This is a genomic window from Aeromonas aquatilis, from assembly GCF_054052405.1.
Window position 1 is genome coordinate 1 of record NZ_JBSTYP010000015.1, and the last position, 24,903, is coordinate 24,903.

At 61.2% G+C, this 24,903-nt stretch carries 23 protein-coding genes, 1 tRNA gene and 1 pseudogene; 22 read left to right on the forward strand and 3 right to left on the reverse strand.

Annotated features, from left to right (window positions below; genetic code table 11):
* Positions 1-85 precede the first annotated feature (85 nt).
* A pseudogene (locus ACW5W8_RS07630) lies at positions 86-193 on the reverse strand (XRE family transcriptional regulator); the annotation flags it as partial.
* Between the two features lie 147 nt (positions 194-340).
* Between ACW5W8_RS07630 and ACW5W8_RS07635 the strand changes: the two are divergent.
* Positions 341-1,240, forward strand: a complete 900-nt coding sequence (locus ACW5W8_RS07635; RefSeq protein ID WP_498627176.1) for an aldo/keto reductase — start codon at positions 341-343, stop codon at positions 1,238-1,240.
* Between the two features lie 71 nt (positions 1,241-1,311).
* Here the strand turns inward: ACW5W8_RS07635 and rbp are convergent, their stop codons facing one another.
* Together rbp and ACW5W8_RS07645 are read right to left on the reverse strand one after the other, a co-directional pair.
* On the reverse strand, positions 1,312-1,593 hold the full coding sequence (rbp, locus tag ACW5W8_RS07640; RefSeq protein WP_005337180.1) for an RNA-binding regulator: 282 nt from the start codon (positions 1,591-1,593) through the stop codon (positions 1,312-1,314).
* Between the two features lie 216 nt (positions 1,594-1,809).
* Complete coding sequence (locus ACW5W8_RS07645; protein ID WP_498627178.1) at positions 1,810-2,352, reverse strand: hypothetical protein; 543 nt, start codon at positions 2,350-2,352, stop codon at positions 1,810-1,812.
* 131 nt (positions 2,353-2,483) lie between these two features.
* Here ACW5W8_RS07645 and ACW5W8_RS07650 point away from each other — a divergent pair, with 131 nt between their 5' ends.
* The 21 genes from ACW5W8_RS07650 (at position 2,484) to nuoF (ending at position 24,863) form a co-directional block, all read left to right on the forward strand.
* Positions 2,484-3,230 (forward strand): amino acid ABC transporter ATP-binding protein, encoded by a 747-nt coding sequence (locus tag ACW5W8_RS07650; protein ID WP_498627179.1) that lies wholly within the window; start codon positions 2,484-2,486, stop codon positions 3,228-3,230.
* Positions 3,223-4,020, forward strand: a complete 798-nt coding sequence (locus tag ACW5W8_RS07655) for an amino acid ABC transporter permease (RefSeq protein WP_498627180.1) — start codon at positions 3,223-3,225, stop codon at positions 4,018-4,020. The genes ACW5W8_RS07650 and ACW5W8_RS07655 overlap by 8 nt, the downstream gene beginning before the upstream one ends.
* A 2-nt stretch (positions 4,021-4,022) precedes the next feature.
* Complete coding sequence (locus ACW5W8_RS07660; protein ID WP_498627181.1) at positions 4,023-4,844, forward strand: transporter substrate-binding domain-containing protein; 822 nt, start codon at positions 4,023-4,025, stop codon at positions 4,842-4,844.
* Positions 4,844-5,749: an amino acid ABC transporter permease gene (locus ACW5W8_RS07665; protein ID WP_498627183.1), complete on the forward strand. Its 906-nt coding sequence runs from the start codon at positions 4,844-4,846 to the stop codon at positions 5,747-5,749. Before ACW5W8_RS07660 ends, ACW5W8_RS07665 begins: the two co-directional genes overlap by 1 nt.
* A complete protein-coding gene (gene mepA / locus ACW5W8_RS07670) occupies positions 5,743-6,480 on the forward strand; it encodes a penicillin-insensitive murein endopeptidase (RefSeq protein ID WP_498627185.1) in 738 nt (245 codons plus the stop codon). Before ACW5W8_RS07665 ends, mepA begins: the two co-directional genes overlap by 7 nt.
* An 85-nt stretch (positions 6,481-6,565) precedes the next feature.
* Entirely contained in the window at positions 6,566-7,156 is a 591-nt protein-coding gene (locus tag ACW5W8_RS07675) for a LemA family protein (protein ID WP_005346564.1), read from the forward strand.
* Positions 7,153-7,878 carry a TPM domain-containing protein gene (locus ACW5W8_RS07680; protein WP_150998917.1) on the forward strand — a complete coding sequence of 242 codons (726 nt, stop codon included), beginning with the start codon at positions 7,153-7,155 and terminating at the stop codon, positions 7,876-7,878. The genes ACW5W8_RS07675 and ACW5W8_RS07680 overlap by 4 nt, the downstream gene beginning before the upstream one ends.
* Before the next feature lie 20 nt (positions 7,879-7,898).
* Entirely contained in the window at positions 7,899-8,516 is a 618-nt protein-coding gene (locus ACW5W8_RS07685; protein ID WP_098969672.1) for a TPM domain-containing protein, read from the forward strand.
* 145 nt (positions 8,517-8,661) lie between these two features.
* Positions 8,662-8,749, forward strand: a tRNA-Ser gene (locus ACW5W8_RS07690).
* Between the two features lie 367 nt (positions 8,750-9,116).
* Positions 9,117-9,875, forward strand: a complete 759-nt coding sequence (locus ACW5W8_RS07695; protein ID WP_042056089.1) for a flagellar motor protein — start codon at positions 9,117-9,119, stop codon at positions 9,873-9,875.
* Positions 9,853-10,728, forward strand: a complete 876-nt coding sequence (locus ACW5W8_RS07700) for a flagellar motor protein MotB (RefSeq protein WP_498627188.1) — start codon at positions 9,853-9,855, stop codon at positions 10,726-10,728. The genes ACW5W8_RS07695 and ACW5W8_RS07700 overlap by 23 nt, the downstream gene beginning before the upstream one ends.
* 162 nt (positions 10,729-10,890) lie before the next feature.
* Positions 10,891-13,029: a TonB-dependent hemoglobin/transferrin/lactoferrin family receptor gene (locus tag ACW5W8_RS07705; protein ID WP_498627190.1), complete on the forward strand. Its 2,139-nt coding sequence runs from the start codon at positions 10,891-10,893 to the stop codon at positions 13,027-13,029.
* A complete protein-coding gene (locus ACW5W8_RS07710; protein WP_498627192.1) occupies positions 13,029-15,035 on the forward strand; it encodes a prolyl oligopeptidase family serine peptidase in 2,007 nt (668 codons plus the stop codon). The genes ACW5W8_RS07705 and ACW5W8_RS07710 overlap by 1 nt, the downstream gene beginning before the upstream one ends.
* Positions 15,032-17,479, forward strand: a complete 2,448-nt coding sequence (locus ACW5W8_RS07715) for a proprotein convertase P-domain-containing protein (RefSeq protein ID WP_498627193.1) — start codon at positions 15,032-15,034, stop codon at positions 17,477-17,479. Before ACW5W8_RS07710 ends, ACW5W8_RS07715 begins: the two co-directional genes overlap by 4 nt.
* Positions 17,480-17,538: 59 nt before the next feature.
* A complete protein-coding gene (locus ACW5W8_RS07720; protein ID WP_498627194.1) occupies positions 17,539-18,978 on the forward strand; it encodes an Lcl C-terminal domain-containing protein in 1,440 nt (479 codons plus the stop codon).
* A gap of 13 nt (positions 18,979-18,991) precedes the next feature.
* Positions 18,992-19,561 carry an Lcl C-terminal domain-containing protein gene (locus ACW5W8_RS07725; protein ID WP_236267878.1) on the forward strand — a complete coding sequence of 190 codons (570 nt, stop codon included), beginning with the start codon at positions 18,992-18,994 and terminating at the stop codon, positions 19,559-19,561.
* A gap of 380 nt (positions 19,562-19,941) precedes the next feature.
* Positions 19,942-20,346: an NADH-quinone oxidoreductase subunit A gene (locus ACW5W8_RS07730; protein ID WP_498627196.1), complete on the forward strand. Its 405-nt coding sequence runs from the start codon at positions 19,942-19,944 to the stop codon at positions 20,344-20,346.
* 29 nt (positions 20,347-20,375) lie between these two features.
* A complete protein-coding gene (locus ACW5W8_RS07735) occupies positions 20,376-21,050 on the forward strand; it encodes a NuoB/complex I 20 kDa subunit family protein (protein WP_005344917.1) in 675 nt (224 codons plus the stop codon).
* 2 nt (positions 21,051-21,052) lie between these two features.
* The gene (gene nuoC, locus ACW5W8_RS07740) at positions 21,053-22,858 is read left to right on the forward strand and encodes an NADH-quinone oxidoreductase subunit C/D (RefSeq protein WP_498627198.1); all 1,806 of its coding nucleotides are present in this window, start codon (positions 21,053-21,055) and stop codon (positions 22,856-22,858) included.
* Positions 22,859-22,938: 80 nt separating this feature from the next.
* Positions 22,939-23,481 carry an NADH-quinone oxidoreductase subunit NuoE gene (gene nuoE / locus ACW5W8_RS07745; protein WP_005337236.1) on the forward strand — a complete coding sequence of 181 codons (543 nt, stop codon included), beginning with the start codon at positions 22,939-22,941 and terminating at the stop codon, positions 23,479-23,481.
* A complete protein-coding gene (gene nuoF, locus ACW5W8_RS07750) occupies positions 23,478-24,863 on the forward strand; it encodes an NADH-quinone oxidoreductase subunit NuoF (protein WP_498627200.1) in 1,386 nt (461 codons plus the stop codon). The genes nuoE and nuoF overlap by 4 nt, the downstream gene beginning before the upstream one ends.
* Positions 24,864-24,903 lie beyond the last annotated feature (40 nt).

The following is a 24,903-nucleotide window of genomic DNA, read 5'->3' on the forward strand; positions in this document are numbered from 1 at the left end:
GGAGCGTTACGGGAGGGGCGTGAATATCAAAGCATGTTTGCATGAGGCGCTGGGGCACCCCATGCAACACGTAATTGGGACATAGCCTTAAATATTTGCGGATCAGCGCTTCACTGAGCCCCACCTTGCGGGCAAACGCGCTCACGCTCATCTCCCCGATCAGGCTCTGCAAGCGCTCGGCAAATCCTTCCATCCAACTCTCTCTCCTACTCTGCGATCAGAACCAAAGTTCGAATCATGCCACTGCCCATTATTGCTTTGCCAGCCACATGGGGCCAAGATGCCCGCAGTCATCTATGTTGCACATCGTTTTCGCATCGCGTTTCTCAAGGAGTCAACCATGTCTGTATCCCGTGTCGCCCTGCATCCGCAAGGCCCCACCTTCTCTCGCCTCATCATGGGTTACTGGCACCTGATGGAGTGGCAGCTCTCTCCGGCCGCTCTGCTCGATCTGATGAAATATCATCTGGATCTGGGGATCACCACCATCGATCACGCCGATATCTATGGTGGCTACCAGTGCGAAGAGGCCTTTGGTCACGCCCTACGCCTCGAGCCTTCCCTGCGCAGCCGGATGGAGATCGTCAGCAAGTGCGGTATCGCCCTCACCGCCAAGCCGGAGCATGCTCTCAACCACTACAACACCGGCAAGGACCATATCATCGCCAGCGCCGAGGCCTCGCTGCGCAAGCTCGGCACCGACCATCTGGACCTGCTGCTGATCCACCGCCCGGATCCCCTGATGAACGCCGATGAAGTGGCCGACGCCTTTATCACCCTGAAACAGGCGGGCAAGATCAAGCACGCCGGGGTATCCAACTTCACCGCCCGTCAGTTCGAGTTGCTGCAATCGCGCCTCCCCTTCCCGCTGGTCACCAACCAGCTGGAGATCTCGCCGCTTCATCAGGAAGGGACCCTCGATGGTACCCTGGATCAGTGCCAGCAGCTTGGCATCAAGCCGATGGCCTGGTCATGCCTCGGCGGCGGCCGACTGTTCAGCGATGACGCCTATGCCCCGCTGCGTGCCGAACTGGAGCAGATCCGTCAGGAAGTGGGCGCCCAGACTATCGAGCAGGTGGTCTACGCCTGGGTGATGATGCTGCCAAGCCAGCCGCTGCCATTGATTGGCTCCGGCAAACGGGAGCGGATTGCTGCCGCCGTGGCCGCCGAATCCATCGTCCTCAATCGCCAGCAGTGGTTCCGCATCCGCAAGGCGGCGCTCGGTTACGACGTCCCCTGATAACAGCAAAACGTCCAGAAACAAAAACGGCATGGGGGAAACCCATGCCGTTTTTTTATTGCCGAGGCACCTTAGCGGTGGCGCTGTTGCGGGCGACCACGGGGAGCATCTGTCTTCGGTTTGGCCTGGTTGACGGTGATGGTACGGCCACCGACTTCAGTGCCATGCAGACCAGCGATGGCCTTTTCGGCATCACCATTGACCGGCATTTCAATAAAACCAAACCCCTTTGACTGGCCGGTATCGCGATCGATGATGATATCAACCTTGTCGACCTGTCCAAACTGGCTGAACAGGGTTTTCAGTTCGTCGGCCGTCATCCGGTACGACAGATTTCCTACGTAAATCTTCATGCCATCCACTCTCGATTCAAGGTGCCTTCTCTATGCAATTCCCAGCATAACGGTAAGGGCACAACCCCTATGCCGGACCTGCCATGGCTTCATGCCGTGGCCTTCTCCACACTGTCGTCAAGTGATTGATCTCTTGGGTTAACAGTGCAGACAAGATCAATTCGAGTCACTGGCAGTATCTGAGCTTTGCCGGGAATTGTCGAGAAAATAGTCGACTCAGGCCGATTGCAGATCTGACAACCGTTGCGCCAACATCCGGCAACCGTGCCAGGCCCGTTTAAAGCCGAAGCGATAGACAGACGGGCTCACCAGATGGAGCTCCCCCGCCTTGAGATCCAGCAAGGCCATGGCCGCCGCCAGCTCCTCTTCACTCAGTTGCAGATCGAGGCTGAAGTCGAGCCACTGGCCGTCGTGACCCACTCGCCGCTCCCGTTCGAGCGCCACCAACTGACTGCGGGGCAGCGCCAGCGCCTCATCCTTGTTGCCATTGAGCAGATAGATATGCTGTTCATCCCACCCCAGCTCCGCCAGGCGCCAGGGCTGCCAGCTGCGGGGCAGCGACACCATGATCCCGGTGATGCCACCAAAGACCACGCCCACCCAGTTGAGCAGCGCCATGGCGCCCCAGCCATCCCACAAGGCGGCCACCACCACGCCCCAACTCACCAGCAACAACAGAAAAATGACGCAGCGATAGCGAACCGCTGGCGGCATCAACAGCTGCACCTGCGAACCGGCAAGCAAGGATGTAATACGCATGAAAAGCTCCTGTCATCACGAAATGGCGCCATTGTGAATAGCCATCAGGATGCTGACAAGGGGGTTTTCTTTGTCATCCCTCTATAAAATCAATACCATGGCGTAAATGATTCTCAGTGGAACCCTGCTTCTTGACCAGCTCGCAACCCTGTGTGCGCTTTTGTGGCGTCGACAAATTCTATGGCGATTTTCAGGCTCTTCATCACATCGATCTCACCATTGAACGAGGAGAGAAGTGGGTCATCTGTGGCCCGTCAGGCTCGGGAAAATCGACCCTGATCCGCACCATCAACGGGTTGGAGGGGATCGACGGCGGCCAGCTGTTCCTGTTTGGCGAGCCGGTAACCCCCGCCTACTTGCGTCGCCTGCAAGGTCGGGTCGGCATGGTGTTTCAGCAGTTCAACCTCTTCCCCCATATGACGGTGCTGGAAAACCTGATGGTGGCGCCGGTGCATACCCTGGGGTTGCACCCTCAGGAGGCCAAAGTCCGGGCGCTCGGACTGCTCGAGCGGGTGCGCATTCAGGCGCAGGCCGACAAGTACCCCCACCAGCTCTCAGGCGGCCAGCAGCAGCGGGTCGCCATCGCCCGCTCCCTCTGCATGCAACCCGAGCTGATGCTGTTTGACGAGCCCACCTCCGCCCTCGACCCCGAGATGATCCGCGAAGTGCTCGATGTGATCCGCGAGCTGGCTGACGAGGGGATGACCCTGATCTGCGTCACCCACGAGATGGGCTTTGCCCGTCAGGTGGCTGATCGGGTGCTCTTTATGGACGAGGGCAAGATCATCGAGTCGGCCCCGCCCGCCCAGCTGTTCAACGCCCCCCGGCACCCGCGCACCCGGGCCTTCCTCGAACAGGTGCTTAGCTATCATGGCTAGGCTCAAACGCCCCCGCCTGCTTGACTGGTTGTCAGGCACTGTGATGCTCTCTGCGCTACTGGGCTGGGCGCTCTATAGCGGCGCTCGCCAGATGGGCTATGAGTGGCAGTGGCCGCGGGTGTTGCCCTTTCTCGGTGAATGGGATGAGGGAACTTTTTATGCCGGCCCCTTGCTAAACGGCCTGCTGGTCACTTTGCAGGTGGCGCTGATCAGTCTGTTGGGCACGATGGCGGTCGGAGTGTGCCTGGTTAGCCTGCGGCTGCTTCCATCCCGGCTCGGCCCCTGGCTAGCCATCGCCTATCTGGCGCTGGTGCGTACCACGCCCCAGCTGGTGCAACTTTATATTCTCTATTTCTTGCTGGGCCCCATGCTAGGATTGGCCCCCCTTGCCTGCGCCGTTTTGAGCCTCTCCCTCTATCAGGGGGCCTTCACCGCCGAGGTCTTGCGTGCAGGCGTACAGGCCATTCCCAGAGGACAGTGGGAGGCAGCCCAGTCGCTTGGCTTGTCACGGGCCATCACCCTGCGCAAGGTGATCCTGCCCCAGCTGGTGCGCATCACCTTGCCGCCGCTGACCAACGAGCTGGTCTCCCTTATCAAACATTCGGCGCTGGTGAGTGTGATCGCCATCTTCGATCTGACCAACGAAGGGCGTACTCTGGTTGCCGATACGTTTCTGACCTTTGAGGTGTGGTTTACCGTGGCTGCCCTCTATTTGCTGTTAACCCTGACGCTGTCAGCCTGTTCGCGGGCACTGGCCCGTCACCTGAATCCGGATCAACAAGGACGCTAACCATGAATCTGTCATTCAAGACCACCCTGTCGGGCGCTGCCCTGCTGCTGGCAAGCCTGCTCAATCCGGCACTGGCAGAAACTGCCCCCTCCGACACCCAGGCGCAGATCGAGCAGAGCGGTACCCTGCGGGTCGGCATGTCCACCTTCGCCCCCTGGGCGATGCGCGACAAGCAGGGGGCACTGATCGGTTTCGAGATTGACGTGGCCCGTCGCCTCGCCACCGACAACGGCTGGCAGGTAGAGTTCGTGCCTACCGCCTGGGATGGCATCATCCCCTCCCTGTTGGCGAAAAAATATGACGTCATCATCGGCGGCCTCACCATCACCCCCGAGCGGGAGAAGAGCGTGCGCTTCACCCATGCCTACTCCCATTCGGGGGTGCAGCTGGCCGCCTCCAGCACCCTGGCCAAAGAGAAGAAAACCTTGGCGGACTTCAACCAGCGCGGGGTGATCCTGGCGGTACGCCGTGGCGCCTCACCGGTACAGGTGGCAAAAGAACACTTCCCCAAGGCCACCCTGCGCCAGTTTGATGACGAGTCACAGGTATTTCAGGAGGTGCTGAACGGCCGCGCCCACGGCGCCCTCTCCTCTTCCCCGAAACCCGAGCAAGAGGCGCTGCGCCACCCGGATGCCCTCTTTATGCCGTTTGCCAAACCGTTGGCACAAGGCGATGAAGGCTTTGCCCTGCGCAAAGGGGATGATGCGCTAGCTGAACAGTTCAACGAGTGGATCGCCGCCCGTCAGGCCGATGGCTGGCTCAAGGCGCGCCATGACTACTGGTTCAAGTCGCTGGCGTGGGAAGCGCAGGTCGCCAATCCCTGATGCTGATTGCTCTAAAAGAGACCATCCGGCGCATCGTCCGGAAGCCATGTCGGAACATCAACGGGCTGGATGGGGCGATCGCCCTGATCCTGCTGCTGGCTGGCCTCTGGCTGGCCAGCCGCTTGCACATCGGGGTGGCCTATCAGTGGCGCTGGCATGAGGCCTTCGATCTGCTGTTCACCCCTGGTCCTCACGGCGAGTTGCCCTACTTTTTTAGCGGTCTGTTCACCACCATGCGCATCGCCCTGCTCGGCATGGTGCTGGCGCTGCTGCTCGGCACTGCCTTGGGGGTAGCCGCCTTCAGCCGCCGCCCCTGGCTGGTGATCCCCGCGACCCTGTTTATCCAGCTGATCCGCAATCTGCCGCCACTGGTCTTTATCTTCATCTTCTACTTTTTTATCTCCAACCAGCTGCTGCCCGCGAGCGGCCTCTCCCGCTGGCTCGGCACCGTATCACTCTCCTCGTGGCAAGAGGCGCTGTTTGGCCCACCTGCCCGCTGGGAGAACCTCATCTCAGGCACCCTCTGCGTTGGCATGATCAGCGCAGCCTTCGTCGCCGAGATCGTCCGCGCCGGGCTGGCCGCCATCCCCCGTGGCCAGTGGGAGGCGGCACAGAGCCTCGGGCTCTCCCCCTGGGTGCGGCTGCGCCATGTGATCCTGCCGCAGGCCATGCTGCTGATGCTGCCCCCCCTCACCGGTCAGCTCATCGCGCTGGTAAAGGATACCGCCATCGTTTCGCTTATTTCGGTGCAGGATCTCACCTTCGTTGGCACCGAAATGGCCAACTCCAGCGGACTGGTCTACGAGATCTGGCTGCTGGTGGCCGCGGCCTATTTATTTATATGTTTGAGTCTGTTCGTACTGCTGAGCCGACTCGAAGCAAAACAAGGAGCACGCACATGCTGACATCCCTGTTGCTGGCGACCGTATTGCAAGCAGAAGCCATCGGCGGTTATGCCGCCGGTTGTTTGAAAAACGGCGTATCCCTGCCCCTCGAAGGGCCGGGTTATCAGGTGATCCGCACCAAACGGCTGCGCTACTACGGCCACCCCGACCTCATCCACTATCTGCAAGCACTGGCCAACCAGACCCGCATGGCCGGGCTGCCGGATCTCTATATCGCCGATCTGGCGATGGCCCGTGGCGGCCCCTTTACCTCCGGCCATCGAAGCCACCAGACTGGCCTTGATGCCGATATCTGGTTTCGCATGGCCAACCGCCCCATCAGCAAATGGGAGCAGGATGCCCCCAAGGAGTGGGCGCTGATCGACGAACCCAGCTACAAGATGTTGCCGGGCCGCTTTGGCCCCCAGCAGCTCACCCTGCTGCGGCTGGCGGCCAGCAAGCCCGAGGTGGCCCGCATCTTCGTCAATCCGGTGATCAAATCCGCAGTCTGCCAGCAGGCTGGTAGCGAGCCCTGGGTCGCCAAGCTGCGCCCCTGGGTGGGCCACTTCAGCCACTTCCACGTGCGGCTGCGCTGCCCGACAGGCAGCCCCGATTGCGAGCCCCAGGCTCCCATTCCGCCCGGCAATGGCTGCGGGGAAGAGCTGGCATCCTGGCTCAAAGACAAGCCCCAGCTGCCCAAGGTATCCGGCATCAACAAGCGACCTGAGCTACCTGCGCGTTGTGGCAACTGACCCCAAGCTGGTATGGTGATGCACGCTTGGTCGTACACCATCCATGGCGCACTATCGACTCGAAATATCAAAGGAGAACAACAAGATGGCCACATCACTCTGGCGCAGAACCACGCAGAGCCTGTTGACCCTGACCCTGCTGCTCGGCCTGACCGGCTGCGGCATGAACAACATTCCGACCCTGGATGAGCAGGTCAAGGCGAGCTGGGGGCAGGTGGAGAACCAGTATCAGCGCCGCGCCGATCTCATCCCCAATCTGGTGGCCACCGTCAAGGGCTACGCCAGCCATGAGCAGGAGACCCTCAAGGCGGTCACCGATGCCCGTGCCCGGGTCGGCAGCGTACAGGTGAGCGATCCTGCCCAGCTCAAGGAGTTTGAAGCGGCGCAAAACCAGCTATCCAGTGCCCTCTCCCGCCTGATGGTGGTGGTAGAACGCTACCCCGAGCTGAAAGCGGATCAGCAGTTCCTTGCTCTGCAGGCCCAGTTGGAAGGAACCGAGAACCGTATCTCGGTGGCTCGCCGCGACTATATCGAGGCGGTGCGCCAGTTTAATACCGAGATCCGCACCTTCCCCGGCGTTATCTGGTCCAAGCTGCTCTACTCGGATCTGGAGGCCAAACCCAGTTTCAGTGCCAAACCCGGTGCCGATGAGGCGCCCAAGGTCAGCTTCCAATGAAGATGATGCTGCGCTGGTTTCTTCCCTGTCTGCTGCTCTGGGCCAGTGCCCTGCAAGCGGCACCGGACTTCCCGACGCTGAGCGGACGGGTGGTGGATGAAGCCAGTCTGATGTCCCGCAAACAGGCCCATCAACTGACCCAACAGCTGGCCGCCTTTGAAAAGCGCAGCGGTATCCAGCTGGTGGTGGTCTCTGTCGACAGCCTCGATGGGGAGACTATCGAGGAGTATGGCTACCAGCTCGGTCGCCACTGGGGGATCGGCCAGAAAGACAAAAACAATGGCGTGTTGTTGCTGATCGCCCAGGATGAGCGCAAGGTGCGGATCGAGGTAGGCTATGGATTGGAAGGCGCCCTGCCCGACGCCATCGCAGCCAACATCATCCATGGCCGCATCCTGCCCGCCTTCAAGCGCGGCGATATGGTGGCCGGGATCATGGCGGGCAGCCAGAGCATCATGAAAGCACTCGCCGGAGAGTATCAGCCGGTCGAGCAGCCAAAGAGTGACAACGGTGGCGGCCCCTGGCTGTTTATTCTGGTGGTGATTGCGATGATCGTGCTCCACAACCTGCGCGGGGGTGGTGGCGGTGGGCCGGGAGGACGACGTCGGTCGACCTACATGGCCGGTGGATTAGGTGCCGGCTCCTTTGGTGGCCGCTCTGGCGGCGGATTCAGCGGTGGCGGCGGCAGTTTTGGCGGTGGCGGAGCCTCCGGTGGCTGGTAACAGGAGTAAAGAGACAAATCATGATTTCTAAACAGTTCTTCCACACGCTTCAGGCCAAGGTGCGCGAAGCGGAGCTTGAAACTGATGCTGAACTGGTCACCGTGCTGGCACCGGCCAGCGATGGCTATCGCTACATTCCCACCCTCTGGGCGGCGCTGCTGGCGATGCTCACCCCGCTGCTGGTGTTCCAGCTCGGTTTCTGGCTCGGCTGGTACGAAATCCTGCTGGTGCAGTGGTCGGTCTGGCTGCTGCTGAGCCTGCTATTCCACTGGACCCCCATCAAGATGCGGCTCATCCCGAAGAAGGTTCGCCAGCACCGGGCGGCCCTGATGGCCCGCCTGCAATTTGTCGAGCAGGGGCTACACCGCACTCGCGACCGGCTCGGGGTGCTGATCTTCGTCTCGGCCGCCGAGCACTATGTAGAAATACTGGTGGATGACGGCATCGCCCAGCATATCGACAATGGCCAGTGGCAGGAGATCATCGACGACTTCGTGACGCGAGTGCGCAACAAGGAGATCGAACAGGGTTTTCTGGAGTGCGTGGAGCGCGTCAGCGCCATTCTGACCGACGCCTTCCCGGCCACCCGGGATCAAAACGAGCTGCCGGACAGTCTGATCATCCTCGACAAGCCCTGATCCGGTTTAAAAAACCGGCATTCTGCACAAGGGTTAGGCATTCGGAAAAGATTATGAAAAATAAGGGGAAAAGAGGTTGACCCACACAGTCCTTTCCCCTAAATTACGCCCCGTTCCAGCGCAACAGCGCAGCGAACGAAAATTTGGTGAGGTGTCCGAGTGGCTGAAGGAGCACGCCTGGAAAGTGTGTATACGGCAACGTATCGAGGGTTCGAATCCCTCCCTCACCGCCAAATTTAAAAAAACCGACCTCAGGGTCGGTTTTTTGCTTTCCGGCAAACACCTATGCCGACAAGGGAGCACAAGCCACGCAGTGGCAGATCATCCACGCGCTCCCCCCCGGTTTGCAAAGCACTGATGGACATCACCGCTTTTCGTATTTCCAGCACCCGCCCCTACCTTGCTTTTGTGATTGCCCTACCCGACAAGCATCCTTCCAGGCAACAAGATCATTGCAAGGCCATCCCATGACCGCAACACGCCTTCTTTTATGGACGTTACCCAGCGCCCATTAATTGCTCATCGATTGGATATCATTTTGAAAAACTGATACTTAAATAGCTACACTAGCCATTATCAATATTCAGGGATGTATAAAAAATGAGCTTGATTGGCCTGGTCCTGGCATTGATCGCCATCCTGGGCGGCAACATGATCGAGGGTGGACATCCCAGCGCCCTGCTCGATCTGCCCGCATTTCTTATCGTAATCGGCGGCACCATAGGTGCTGCGCTGACCCAGTTCCCCTTCTCCGTCGTCGGCAGCACCATGAAGCGTTTCAAATGGCTGCTCTCCCCCCTCAAGCTCGACATGCATGAACAGGCCCAGTTACTGGAGACCCTGGCAGGCAACGCACGCCGCAGCGGCATGCTGGCGCTGGAAGGGATGATCGACGAGATCAAGGATCCTTTCCTGAAGAAAGGGGTGCAGATGATGGTTGATGGTTACGAGAAAACCAAGATACACGAGGTGCTGGAGAACGAGATCGAGTTCGAGCAGGAAGATCTCGAACAGACGGTCAAATTCTACGAAGCCATGGGCGGCTACTGCCCGACCATGGGGATCGTCGGGGCGGTATTTGGCCTGATCCACGCCATGGGTCTGCTGGATGCCCCCGACAAGCTGGGCGGCGCCATCGCGGTGGCCTTTATCGCCACCATCTACGGGGTATCCGCAGCCAACCTGATCTTCTTGCCGTTCGGCAACCGCTACAAAGGCTTTGCCCACCAGATCCGCCACTACAAGGAGATGACCCTGACCGGCATTCTCTGCATCGTGGATGGCGAATCCCAAGCGCGCCTGCAAGTTACCCTCGAACCTTATCTGGGAGGTCACGGTGGCCAAAAAGAAAAAGGCTGAAGCGCCGGAGAACCACGAACGCTGGCTGGTCTCCTATGCCGACTTCATGACCCTGTTGTTCGCCCTGTTTGTGGTGCTCTACTCCTTTGCCATGGCCAAGCAGTCCGAAACCCGGGTGATTATCCAGGGCTTTATCGAGTCGCTGGGTAAAATCGGCCTCATCTCCCCGCCTGCCGGTTCGCCGGTCATGCAGGGCGGTACCGGCATTCTCGAACCGGAATCAAAAACTACGCCGAGCAGCCCGAAAGAGGAGACTGTACTGGAGAAAGATGCCCCCATGGCGGCATCGGACCCCTTCAACGAGACCATAGGTGCCTCGGAGAAGCCGAGTGCCACCGAAGCCTGGCCGCACAAGACCAAGGAGCAGGAGTGGGTGCAGGTGACCAAGCAGAAGCTGGAGCAGCAGCTCAAGGCCCAGATCGAATCGAAGGATCTGGAGGTTGAACAGCTCGGCAGCCAGCTGGTGATCCGCATCGGCGAGAAGGCGCTGTTCCCCTCCGATTCGGCGTTCCTGCAGCCTCAGTTCGTTCCATTGGTCCATAAGATCTCCGGCATTTTGGCCAATATCCCGGGGCAGGTGGTGGTCACCGGCCATACCGATGACTCCCAGGCGCCGGTGGAGCTCTATCGCAACAACTGGGAGCTCTCGGTGCTGCGGGCCTCCTCCATCGTGCAGACCATGCTGGCCAACCCCAAGCTGGATGCCAAACGGGTCATTGCACAAGGTGTTGCCGACACCCAACCCCGCTTTGCCAATGACACCCCCGAACATCGCCAGGCGAACCGCCGGGTCGATATCACCCTCTCTCAAGGCAAGGCAGCAGAAGAGTCACTGCAACTGCTCAAGCCCTGATCCCCCCGCTCCCGCTTCGCGCGGGAGCCTCTTTTTAAAAACAAATAACTCAATAATATCAACACCATAAGATCTTAATGATAATGATTGCCATTTATTGTCAAGTGGTCAGGCCTCTGCAATAATGCCGCCCCTCAGGCTTAAATAAAAACAATTATCATTATGAACAAACTGCTTCAGGCATGGCCGGCACTCCTGTGTGCCTCCGCTGGCGCGGCCGATCTTCCCCCTGTGGAGAAGGCTCGCAGCGACGACACCATCATTGTCACCGGGCAACGGGTACAACAGAAACTCTCCGATGTTTCCGGCTCCATCACCGTCATCACCCAGGAAGAGCTGGACCGTCAGGTCGCCAGCGAGCTGACCCATGTGTTTCGCAAGATCCCCGGTGTCTCGGTCACCGGCTCTGCCGGGCGACCGCAAAACATCAGCGTGCGCGGCATCGGTGGCAACCGTATCCTGCTGATCAAGGATGGGGTGCGCGTCAGCGACGGCTTTGGCGCCGACAACATCAATGACAAGGTGGGTCGCTTCAACTTCGACCTTGATGACATCAAGCAGATTGAGGTGGCCAAGGGGGCCGGCTCCTCCCTGCATGGCTCCGATGCCATCGGCGGCACCGTGGTGATGAATACCAAGCAGCCGGAAGATTATCTGCAACAGCAAGATAGCTATCTGGCGGCCAAGACCCTCTACGGTGGCGACAGCAACAAGAAGAAGCTCAGCATGACCGGCGCGGTACGGGCACTGGAGAGCGAACATCTGTTGCGCCTCTCCGGCTGGCGCGGCAACGAAACCGCCAACTTTGAAGAGAACCGCATTCCGGCGGATCTGGATGGCATGAGTGCCTCCACCAGCAGCCGCCTCCCCCTCAATGCCCATCACGCTCTGCGGCTGGAGCTGGACTACTACGAGGATCACGCCAAACGCCAGATGGGGCCCAAAGCGGTGCCCCAACCCGATGGCAGCTGGGACGTGGTCGGTTTTCAGGAAGATGGCGATCAGCGCACCCAGGGCGGCAAGTTCAGTTGGGAAGCCAACGATCTGGGCATGGTCGATACCCTCAACTGGAGCCTGTTTGGCAACCAGTCACGCAACGAAGCCAACCAGCGCCAGCTGCTGCGCAACGATGCCCTGAGCGGCTATCCCAGATATCGCAGCCAGCGCACCCTCTCCACGTTCGAGGAGCTGCGCCTTGGCAGTGAGCTGGAGCTGCAGAGCAAGCTGAGCACCGGCTCGCTGGATCACACCTTCAGCTACGGTGTGGAGCTGGAGCAGGCCAACCACGAGCGACCGGTCAGCAATCTGACCCTGGAAGATGGCATCACCACCCAGGGACAGAAAGCCCCCTTCAGCAAGGCCGAGACCCGCCGCGATGGCATCTGGCTGAGCGATGTGATCGATCTGGGCAACTGGCAGTTTACCCCGACCCTGCGCTTTGACCGCCAGCGCCTGCGTGCGCCGGACAGCAATCTGGCCGAGAACCACAGCGACCACATCTCCCCCAGTGTGGCGGCCAGTTACCGCTTCAACGAGACATGGCGCAGCTGGCTCAGCTATGCCAACGGCTTCCGCGCCCCCGCTTACGATCAGGTTTACGGCAACATTCCCCACTACTTTGCCATGCCGCCGTTCGAGATCATTGCCAACCCCAACCTCAAGGAGGAGACCAGCCACAGCCTGGAGTGGGGAGTGAATGGCCAAAGCGACAACTGGAGTGTCAAACCGGCCGTTTTCTACAACCGCTACTACAACTTCATCGACTGGCGCCAGACCGGTTTTCGCCTCGATGACGGTGTCTTCCTGCGCCAGTATCGCAACGTTGCCAAAGCAGAAACCTGGGGCGCCGAGCTGGCCGCCAGCCTCTGGCTGAGCGACGAGTGGGAGCTTTCGACCAATCTGGCCTGGATGGATGGCAAGGATCACCGCGGTGAGCCGCTGCGCACCCAGACACCTCTGGAAGGCAACACCACCCTGCGCTGGCAACAGCTCGACTGGGGGGTTGAGCTCAGTGGCAACTATGCCGCCGCCATGACCAAGGTGCCCCAGTGCGCCAGTGCGCAGACTGGCTACAACGGTGCCTGCCAGAGCAGCGCAGGCTGGTTCAGCCTGGATCTCACCGGCGACTGGCAGATCACCGAGGCGCTCAAGGTCAATGCCACCATCGGCAACCTGCTCGATACCCGCTATGTCCGCTATCAGGATGTGGCCGGACTCCCGGCTGGCAGCGACACCTCCCTCTACAGCCAGAGCGGCCGCTACCTGTCAGCCAGCCTCAGCTACCGTTTCGTGGGGATGTGATGAAACATCATGCAATCATGGCGGCCCTGCTGGCCGTCCCGTTGGCGTGGGCGCAAGAGGCCCTGCCACCCCCGATCCCGTCCCAGCCACACCTGATTTCAGGCAATCCCGTACGCCAGGATCCCTACTTCTGGTTGCGGGACGAGAGCCGCAGCAACCCGGCCATTCTCGCCCTGCTCAAGCAGCAAAATCGCTGGAGCGAGCAGCAGCTCGCCGCGCAGCAGCCGCTGGAAGCAACCTTGCGCGCCGAGTTTGCCCGCCATCCGGCGGGGGAACCAGTGCCAGACAACTGGCTTGTCCGCGGCGATCAGGCATGGCAGCTGCGCCCGGATGGCTCACTCTGGCAACGCCACGGGGGTAAGGTGCAGCAGCGGCTTCCCGCCAGAGCGGGTGAGGGCTATTACAACGCGGGCGGCTGGGCCCTGAGCCCGGATAACCGCACGCTGGCCATCGCCGAAGACAGGCGCGGCGATCTCGACTATCAGGTCACCCTGCTCGATCTCCAAAGCGGCAAGGCGCTGGCCAGTTTGGCGCAGCGCAGCGCTGATCTCGCCTGGTCACAAGATGGTCGCACCCTCTACACCATCGCCAACGAGCGCGACACCCTGCGCCCCTGGCAGCTGCGTGGCTGGCAGAATGGCCAGGAGCAGACTCTCTATGAGGAGCAGGATCCCGCCTGGCTGCTCAGCCTCTATCGCACCACGGATGGCCAGCATCTGGTGTTGCAGGGCAACAACCACGACAGCTCGGAGCAGTACCTGCTCGACTCGGGCAAGCCGCAGCAGGTCAAACCCCGCCAGCGCGGGGTGGAATACTATCTGGACAGCCAATCCGGCTGGGTGATCAAGAGCAACCGGGAGGGGGCGTTTGCCCTCTACTCAGCCAGCACGCCGCTCGGTGAGTGGCAGCGCCTGTGGCCCGCCAAAGGGGAGGATCTCGGCGATCCCGACAAGTGGCGACTGTTTGATCGCCATCTGGTGGTGCAGTTTCGCCAGCAGGGGGAGGATTGGCTCGCCCTGCTCGATCGCAACGGCCATGAACGCCAGCGCCTGCCGCTGGCCAGTGGCGCCGGTACCGGCTGGCTGCAAGGAGAACATGACCCGGCCAGCGACCGCATTCAGGTGCGCAGTCAGGGCTTGAGCCAGCCCCCCGGCCAGCGCTGGCTGGATTTAAACAGCGGCCACTGGATCAACGACCAGCACACCGCAGGCAATAAAGCATTGCCCTATCAGAGCGAGCGGCGCTGGATCACCTCTGCCGATGGCACCCGGGTGCCTGTCTCGCTGGTGTGGCGCAAGGATCTGGCCCCCCGCGCCGTACTGCTCTACGGCTATGGCGCCTATGGCACACCGATGCGCCCCTACTACCAGAAAGAGCTGTTAAGCCTGCTGGATCGGGGCTTTGTCTACGCCATCGCCCATGTGCGCGGCGGCGGCATGCTGGGGGAGCAGTGGACCCGCGACGGACGGGGCATCCACAAGCAGAACGGCATCAGCGACTTTATCGCCGCCGGCAACGCCCTGCGCCACTGGTCGCCCGACTCTGCTCCCCTGCCCCTGTTTGCCATGGGGGGCAGTGCGGGGGGCACGCTGGTTGCTGCGGCCCTCAACCAGCAACCGACACTCTTTAGCGGCGCCGTGTTGCAGGTTCCCTTCGTCGATATGCTCGGCACCATGAGCGATCCTGCCCTCCCCTTGACCCGTCAGGAGTATCAGGAGTGGGGCAACCCGGCCAAGCCCGCAGAGTATCAGGCGATGCGCCGCATCAGCCCCTACGACAACCTGCACCGCGCCCCCTACCCGCCCCTGCTGGTCACTACCGCCCTGCACGACAGCCAGGTGCCCTACTGGGAGCCGGTCAAGTGGCTGGCCCGCCTGCGGGAGCACAGCACGGGCTCCGGCCCCTACCTGCTGCTGACCGAACTGGAGGGAGGCCACCGCGCCGGTGGTGGCGATCGGGCTCGTGAATTTGCCTTCTTGTTGCATCTGGCGGGGATCAATCAATGACCCAGCCGCTGATTGGGAGTACCACTATGAAACCCCTGTTGCCCGCCCTCTTGCTGGGGCTGGCTGGCTTTGCCACTCAGGCCGCCGAACTGCGTTTTGTCGAACAGGACGCCCCGGCCGATCCCCGCCTCTGGCTCGAGCAGCAGCTCGGCGTCATCCTGAGTGATGCCCCGGCCTATCAGCGCCAAGGCAAGCTGGGCCACTATCTGCATTATCGTCAGCAGCTCAATGGCGCACCGATCGCCGGCCTGATGGCCGCCGTCAGTCTCGATGAGCAGGGTCGCCCGTGGCGCCTTTATCACAATACCCGGCTGATGCAGGCACAGGCGACGCCATGTGATGAAGCAAGCCGCGCCGGGGTGGATGCCTATACCGCCACGCTGGATGGTACGGTGTGGCAATTCGCTGGCAGTGACGAAGCCCAGCCCTGGTACTGGCAGGATGGCGACACCCTGACTGCGGCCTGGCGTCTGCTGGCGGTGGAAAGCCAGCCGGGCAACAGCAAGAGCAGCCACTGGCAACTGTTTTTCACCTGTGATGGCAGTGCCCTGCTGGGGCGCACGCTGCAAGAGGCCAGCAGCCAAGCCGAGCCTGCCCCGCAGGTTGGGGAAGCGGCCACGGTGCAGGCCCGCATCTTTGCCCTCGATCCCCGCACCCAGCTGCAAGATGGCAACCTGCTGTGGCGCCACGATCTGGTGCTGGACAACCGGGCCTATCGCACCGTCCCGCTCAGGGTACAAAAGGTGGATGACACCTACCAGCTAAGCGGCCCTCGCGCGCGGGTCGTGGATGGCACGGAGCCGGAAACAGCTCCCTTTAGCAGCCCTGATGCCGATGGCTTCCAGCTGGATCACCAGCAGCCCGCCTTCCTCGATATCAATGGCTACTACCATCTGGATCTGGCCCAGCGCCATGTGGAATCCCTTGGCTACCCGACGCTGATGGGTGGCCCCCTGGCCATCGATACCGATGCCGGGGAGCAGGACAACTCCCTCTATGACCCCTTCCTTCGCCGGTTGGAAATTGGCCGGATAGGGGTACCCGACGCGGAAGATCCCATGGTGATCTGGCACGAGTTTGGCCATGCGGTGCAGCACCATATCCTGCCCGACATGGGAGACGAGGGGGACTGGGGGGCCATCGGCGAGGGCTTTAGCGACTATCTGGCCGCCAGCTGGCGCCAGCGCAGTCCCGAAGCCCGTCAGTTCGAGCCTTTCATGGTCTTCAACTGGGATGCCAGGATCAGCGGCCGGACGCCCCGTCAGCTCGACGATCTGCGGGCGCGCTATCATCCGGGCTTCCTCTATCCGGCTCACCTCACCATCAACGGCAGCAACGGCGACCAGCTGTGGGGCACTCCGCTCTTCACCGCGCTGCGCCAGGCCGTTGAACAGTATGGCGAGGTAGCCCGTGACGAGTTCGATACCCTGCTGATTGAATCCCACTTCGGCCTCGGCCCGCAGGTGCGGATGCCCCAGCTGGCGCGGGTCACCGTGGATACCGCCAACCGCCTCTATCCGGATCGCAGTTATGGCAAGCTGCTGGAGCAGGCCTTCCGCCACCACGCCCTGCTGCCCACCCCCATCGCGGCCCGCCTTGCCGATGACAGCTACCTGTTGCCCGGGGAGAAAAAGAGCCTCGCCATCGAATTGACCAACCAAAGCGGCCGCCCCCTGACCGTGGCTGACACCAGCCTGCTCCCGAGCAAGGGGCTCATGGGTGACGATCACTGGCAGGGAGAGCTCAACGCCGATGGCACCGCCCGCTGGACCCTGCCGCTGGAAGCAGCGAGCAACCTGACCTGTGGCGAGGCAGTCACCTTGCCGCTGCAGTTCCAGCTCACCCTGCCCAGCCCCACCGAGCGCCAGACCCGTCTTGACCTGCAACTGCCGATCGGTGAACCGCTCTGGCAGCGGGCCATCGGCCAGGGTGGCCAGATCAAGGATGCGGTGAGCGGTGAACGGCACGGCCTGTCCCGCTTCACTCTCACCCTGCCCGAGAGCAAGGCCCGCATCGACAGCGGATTCGTGGTCGCCCTCGATCTGGAGCACAGCAAGTTGGAGCAGCTGGAGATCTGGCTCACCTCCCCTTACGGTACCCGGATCAGCCTGTGGAACAAGGGTTACGCCAGCCATACCCGGCTCAAGGGGGAGTTCCCCCGTGAACTGGTACCGTTCGAATCACTCGATAAGCTGCACGGCGAACCGCTCGCTGGCCGCTGGCTGCTGGAGATCAACGACACCAGCGCCGGTGACACCGGTCAGTTGCGCAACTGGCGGGTAGCCCAGCAAGTCGGCGCCCGCTGCGACAAGGATGAAGCCCTGCCCAACACCGGCATCGTTCCCCTTGAGCAGGATGAAGGGGGTGGCGGCACGGCTTCCCCCCTGCTGCTGTTGCTGGCCCTCTGGCCCCGCCTCTGGCGCCGGAGCACCCCGCGCCGTTGAATCCTGTACCACGGGGGTTACCGCCCCCGTGAACCTGTGACCGAATCAAGGAATGTGAAGTGAAACCATCCGTACTGGTTATTGCAACCCTCTCAGCCCTGCTCAGCGCCTGTGGCGGCGGGGAAGATAACGCACCACTGGCGATCCCGGACTACCGGGTCGATGTCGCCCTGCCGACTGCCGGTACCCTGTGCGCCGATCTGGATCAGAACTGGCAATGTGATCCTGCCGACCCTGCCGTCAGCGGCGAAGGAGTTGTGGCCCTGGTCAGCCGTTCGGCCAACATCGTCAACTCGCCCCTGCTGTTCGTACCGAGGAGCGGAGGGCTGTTGCTGGCGCATCCGGCCGCCAAAGGGGATCCACAACGGCTACAACCGACCCTGCTCAGCACCCTGTTGCAGAGCCGCATTGCCGAAGGGGTGGCCGCCGATCGCGCACTGACGCAGCTGCTGGCCGCTCTCGCGCCGCTGCAACCGGGCAGCGACCGCGCGGCCCTCGCAGGTCTCGGCCAGTTTGATCAGGCGCTACAACAGGTGGCGATCAGCTTGCAGCAACAGGCCCGCACACGCCTTGCCACCGCCAAGGAGACCCAGTTGCTCACCACCAGCTATCGCGCCATCAGCCTGATGCTGGCGCAATTGGCTCAGGAGTGGCAGCGCAACGGCCAGTTTGCTGAAGAGACCCAAAGCGAGCTGCTGACCCTGCTGGTGCAGCAGCAGCCACGCAACCTGCTGACCGTCACTGGCGTCACCACCTTCAGCGATGGCAACGACCCGCTGCTGGAACAGGAACCCGATGACTATCCGGGACAAGATGCCAGCTGGAATCGCACTCGTCCCCAGCTTGCCTATCGTAAGCTCGATGATCGCGGTCAGGCGCTCCCTGACAACGCGCCGAGTTGGCAGTGCGTCAAGGATCTCAATACCGGTCTGGTGTGGGAGGTCAAATCGGACGATCCCTTGAGTCCGGCCTGGAAAAGCAGACCCTTTGCCTATGAGGATGAGCAGTTCAAGGCGACCGCAGGCGAGCAGCAAGCGGCCTACCAGCATATTCATAACAGGATCGAACAGCTCACCGCCGAAGGAGATCTGTCGGCCCTCGCCCGGGCACAGGCGCTGACCACCATGTTGACCACCCGCGCGTATCAGCAGTGGCTCAATGGCGAGCAGCACTGCGGCATCAGCCAGTGGCGGCTGCCCACCATGGGTGAACTGATGTCACTGATGCACTACGGCAGCCTGGCCAAGGACCCGCTGGGTCAGCGCATCATCGTGGATACCCGTTACTTCCCGGATATCGCCCCCTCGGAAGATGACACCTACCATGGCTACTACTGGAGCGCCACCAGCAACACAGCTCAGCGCTTCTCCGGTGGCCCCATCAGCAAACGCACAGTCCTGCTCCTGGGAGAAGATGCGGGCACCACCTATCCCGCGCTGGTGCAGCAAGATACCTATATCGAGCTGATGCAGGTACGACTGGTCGCTACTCCCCAATAATCCGAGGAATATCATGAGCCTTTATCGCTTTTCGTTCGCCATGATGGCACTGATGGCCCCCCTGGCCCACGGTGCTGCCATTTGTGATGACACCATGGATCGCACCGCCCCCTCTGCCCGTTTTCTTGACCATGGCAACGGCACCGTCACGGATCAACACACCGGCCTCACCTGGATGCGATGCAAACTGGGGCAGACATGGAGTGGCAGCAGTTGCCTGGGTGAACCGACCGTTTACTACTGGCAGCAGGGGCTGCAAGTGGCGGAGCGGATCCGCAGTGACAGCAGCCATGCGCTCTATCACTTCGGCGGTATCAGCCAGTGGCGCCTGCCCGACATCAAGGAGCTGGCAACCCTGGTCGAGCATGCCTGCTACAAGCCCTCTCTCAATGAAGCCATTTTTCCGCGCGCCATGGCGGGGGGCGGTAAAGAGGTCAATGAGGGCTATGTCTATCTGATGAGCAGCACGGTAACCTCCGCCAATGGTCAGCGGGCGTATCTGGATATCACCTCGGGAGATATCGGTCTTCGCGCCATTGGCGCCTACCCGGATCAGGTCTTGCTGGTCGCCAATAAACCCTGACCGCCCCACGCTCGAAACCGGAACGCGATGACAGGAGAGGCTTGAAAGCCTCTCTTTTTATTGCTCTTGCCGCCCCCTCTATCTCACCCGCCATCACGCTCTTCTCCCGCCTGTGCCCCCTACCCGCGATACCGACCTGATCCTGCTTCGCCCGCGGCATTTACCCCTTTCAGGTGATGACGAGGAGCTGCTCTCTGCGCTTTACAGGCCTTTCTCGCCCGCCATAACCAGCAAAAAAGTGCGCCTCTTAACAAAATTTAATTACCTGTTAACCGATTAATAAATAATCCACAAAAATCACATGTAAATCAGTACGAAAATGTCATAATGCGTAACATTATTGTTGGGTCTCATGATTAATTCGGTTAGGAAAAACCTCTATGTTTGCTGATATTTCTGCTCAACATTGGGCGTTTGCCATTTATGTCATCGGTGCCATCACCATCTGCCTGACCATGATTGGATTGGCAGCCCTGCTCGGGGGTCGTGCCTACGGCCGTACCAAGAACAAACCATTCGAATCTGGTGTCGACTCGGTCGGCAGTGCCCGCCTGCGTTTTTCCGCCAAGTTCTATCTGGTCGCCATGTTCTTCGTCATCTTCGACGTCGAGGCGCTCTACCTGTTTGCCTGGTCTGTCTCCGTGCGCGAAAGCGGCTGGGTCGGCTTTATTGAAGCCACCATTTTCATCGGACTGCTGCTTATCGGCCTGATCTACCTCTGGCGCATCGGCGCACTGGACTGGTCACCGCGCAAACCGCAGCTGAACAACAAAAACAGTGATTGAACCACAGACCCTTTCCTTGAGGTTGCACCATGAAGTACACCCTGACCCGGATTGACCCGGATGCACCCGTTGAGCGCTACCCCCAGGAGCAGCGCCAGACCGTCGATGACCCACTGGCGCAAGAAGCGACGCGCGGCATCATGATGGGCCGACTCGAGGAGGTGCTGCAAGACACGGTCAACTGGGGCCGCAAAAACTCCCTCTGGCCTTACAACTTCGGCATCTCCTGCTGCTACGTGGAGATGTGTACCGCCTTCACCTCCCCCCACGATGTGGCCCGCTTCGGCGCCGAAGTTATCCGCGCTTCGCCCCGTCAGGCCGATTTCATGGTGATTGCAGGGACCCCCTTCATCAAGATGGCGCCAGTCATCCAGCGCCTGTATGAACAGTTGCTCGAACCCAAGTGGGTGATCTCCATGGGGGCCTGTGCCAACTCCGGCGGCATGTATGACATCTATTCAGTGGTGCAGGGGGTAGACAAGTTCCTGCCGGTCGACGTCTACATTCCGGGTTGCCCGCCCCGTCCCGAAGCCTTTTTGCAAGCCCTGATGCTGCTGCAGGACTCCATCGGCAAAGAGCGCCGCCCCCTCTCCTGGGTAGTGGGCGATCAGGGGATCTACCGTCCCCAGATGCAGGCCGAAAAAGAGCGCAAGCGCGGCGAACGGATCAATGTGACCAACCTGCGCACGCCGGATGAGATCTGACCATGAAACTGACTCGTGATTTTCCCAGCAATTACGCCATGGCCCAGTGGCAGCCCAGCGACCACAAGGATGCCAAAGTCATTGGCGAACTGTTTGCCCACTTCGGGGCCGAGCACTTCACCGTGCAGACCACGCGCACCGGCGTGCCGGTGGTCTGGCTTCCCCGCGAACTGCTTCAGGATGTGATGGGCTTTTTGCGCAAGGTGCCCTCCCCGTTTGTGATGCTGTTTGATCTCAGCGCCACCGACGAGCGGCTGCGCAGCCATCGCGACGGTCTGTCCCAGAGCGACTTCACCGTTTTCTATCACCTCATCTCCATCGACCGTAACGCCGATGTGATGTTGAAAGTGGCGCTGGCCGAGAGTGACCTGCATCTGCCCACCATCACCAACCACTTCCCCAATGCCAACTGGTACGAGCGGGAAGTGTGGGATCTGATGGGCATCACCTTCGACGGTCACCCCCATCTGACCCGCATCATGATGCCCAAGAGCTGGCAGGGTCACCCGCTGCGCAAGGATTATCCCGCGCGCGCCACCGAATTCGATCCCTTCATGCTCGATGCTGCCAAACAGGACATGGAGCAGGAGAACCTGCTGTTCAAACCGGAAGAGTGGGGCCTGGCCCGCGGCAACGAGAACGAGGACTACATGTTCCTCAACCTCGGCCCCAATCACCCCTCTGCCCACGGCGCCTTCCGGTTGGTGTTGCAGCTCGATGGCGAGGAGATCCGCAACTGCGTGCCCGATATCGGCTACCACCATCGTGGTGCCGAGAAGATGGGCGAGCGCCAGTCCTGGCACAGCTACATCCCCTATACCGACCGGGTCGAGTATCTGGGCGGGGTGATGAACAACCTCCCCTATGTGCTGGCGGTCGAAAAGCTGGCCGGCATCAAGGTGCCGCAGCGGGTCGACATGATCCGGGTGATGATGGCGGAGCTGTTCCGCATCCAGAGTCACCTCTTGTTCCTAGGGACCTATATCCAGGACGTGGGGGCCATGACCCCGGTCTTCTTCACCTTCACCGACCGGCAGAAGATCTACACCATCATCGAAGCGATCACCGGTGCCCGCATGCATCCGGCCTGGTTCCGTATCGGCGGTGTGGCCCACGACTTGCCGAAGGGATGGCAGCGGCTGGTGCAGGACAACCTGCTGAGCTGGCTGCCCAAGCGGCTGATGGATTACGAAAAAGCGGCGATGCGCAACAGCATTCTGCGCGGTCGCACCATAGGCGTCTCTGCCTACACCACCGAGCAGGCGTTGTCCTGGGGTACCACGGGGGCCGGATTGCGCGCCACCGGCCTCAACTTCGACGTGCGCAAGTGGCGCCCCTACTCCGGTTACGATCAATTCGACTTTGAAGTGCCGGTCGGCAGCAATGGCGATGCCTACGACAGGGCAACCGTGCGGATCGAGGAGATCCGCCAGAGCATGTCGATCATCGAGCAGTGCATGAAGAACATGCCGGAGGGCCCCTTCAAGGCGGATCACCCCCTCACCACCCCACCGCCCAAAGAGCGCACCCTGCAGCACATCGAGACCCTGATCAACCACTTCCTGCAAGTGTCGTGGGGCCCGGTGATGCCCGCTGCCGAGTCGTTCCAGATGATTGAAGCGACCAAGGGGGTCAACAGTTACTACCTGACCAGTGACGGCTCCACCATGAGCTACCGGACCCGGATCCGCACCCCGAGCTTTGCTCACCTGCAGCAGATCCCCTCGGTGATCAAGGGCAGCATGGTATCGGACCTCATCGTCTATCTGGGCAGTATCGATTTCGTTATGTCGGATGTGGACCGTTAAGTGATCCCGCCTCCCGGCCATGGCCGGGAATCGGGATCGCCGGACGAGCAGTAAAAGGACAAGCCACCAAAGGTCAAGTCATGAGCCAGCAATGTCAGTGTCACAATAATCAGACCCCACAGGGGCAAGGGGCATGCAGCAGCAAACAGGACGACTTCGTTCTGAGCCAGGCTGAACGCGATGCCATCGAACACGAGAAACACCACTACGAAGATCCCCGCGCCGCCAGCATCGAAGCGCTCAAGATCGTGCAGCAGGCCAGAGGCTGGGTCCCCGACGGTGCCATTCACGCCATCGCGGCCGAGCTCGGCATTCCCGCCAGCGACGTGGAGGGGGTCGCTACCTTCTATAGCCAGATCTTCCGCCAGCCGGTAGGGCGTCACATTATCCGCGTCTGCGACAGCATGGTCTGCTACATCAATGGCCACGAAGATCTGCTGGCCGGTCTCAAGGAGGTGATGAACCTCGGCCCCGGTCAAACCACCCCGGATGGCCGCTTCACCCTGCTGCCGGTCTGCTGCCTTGGCAACTGCGACAAGGGGCCAGCCATCATGATCGATGACGACACCTATGGCGGCCTCGATCCGGTGACCTTGCTGAAAACCCTGGAGGCTTACCCATGAGCCTGCCGCAGAACAAGATCCTCGCCTCTCTTGGCACCGCCAATCGCACCCCGCGTGCCCCCGAGACCCACCCGCTCACCTGGCGGCTGCGGGATGACGGCCAGCCGGTGTGGCTGGAGGAGTATCAGGCCAAACAGGGCTATGAAGCCGCCCGCAAGGCGCTCGGCCAGATGAGCCCGGACGAGATCGTCAGCACCGTCAAGGATGCCGGCCTCAAGGGGCGTGGCGGCGCGGGCTTCCCCACTGGCGTGAAGTGGGGGCTGATGCCCAAAGACGAGAGCATGAACATCCGTTACCTGCTCTGCAACGCCGACGAGATGGAACCCAACACCTGGAAAGATCGCCTGCTGATGGAGCAACTGCCCCATCTGCTGATCGAAGGGATGATCATCAGTGCCCGGGCGCTCAAGGCCTATCGCGGCTATATCTTCCTGCGCGGCGAGTATGTGGATGCTGCCATCCACCTGCGCCGTGCGGTGGAAGAGGCAAAAGCCGCCGGTCTACTGGGCAAGAACATTCTGGGATCCGGTTTTGACTTCGAGCTGTTCGTCCACACCGGCGCCGGCCGCTACATCTGTGGTGAAGAGACGGCGTTGATCAATTCGCTGGAAGGGCGCCGTGCCAACCCGCGCGCCAAACCCCCCTTCCCCGCCGTCTCAGGCGTCTGGGGCAAACCCACCTGCGTCAACAACGTCGAGACCCTCTGCAACGTGCCTGCCATCATCGGCAACGGGGTCGCCTGGTATCACGGGCTGGCGCTGCCGGGCTCGGAAGATCACGGCACCAAGCTGATGGGCTTCTCCGGCAAGGTGAACAACCCCGGGGTCTGGGAGCTGCCGTTTGGCATCACCGCCCGCGAGCTGTTTGAAAATTACGCCGGTGGCATGAAGAGCGGCTATCGCCTGAAAGCCTGGCAACCGGGCGGCGCGGGCACCGGCTTCCTGCTGCCGGAGCACCTCGATGCCCAGATGTATACCGCCGGTATCGGCAAGGTCGGCACCCGGATGGGGACTGGCCTCGCCATGGCGGTGGATGACTCCATCAGCATGGTCTCCCTGCTGCGCAACATGGAGGAGTTCTTCGCCCGCGAGTCGTGCGGCTGGTGCACGCCCTGCCGCGATGGCCTGCCCTGGAGCGTCAAGCTGCTGCGCGCGCTGGAGCGTGGCGAAGGGCAATCCGGCGATCTGGCGACTCTGGAACAACTCTGCGGTTTCCTTGGCCCGGGCAAGACCTTCTGCGCCCACGCACCGGGCGCCGTCGAGCCGCTGGCCAGCGCCATCAAATATTTCCGCGCCGAATTCGAGGCCGGGATCAAAGGCAGCGGTGATAACCGCAAGCCGGTCAAAGGGATCCAGCCCAATCTGCTGGGCGAGCGCTGGTAACGACACCACAGATTTCACAAAACAGGTTTCAGGGAAGTTG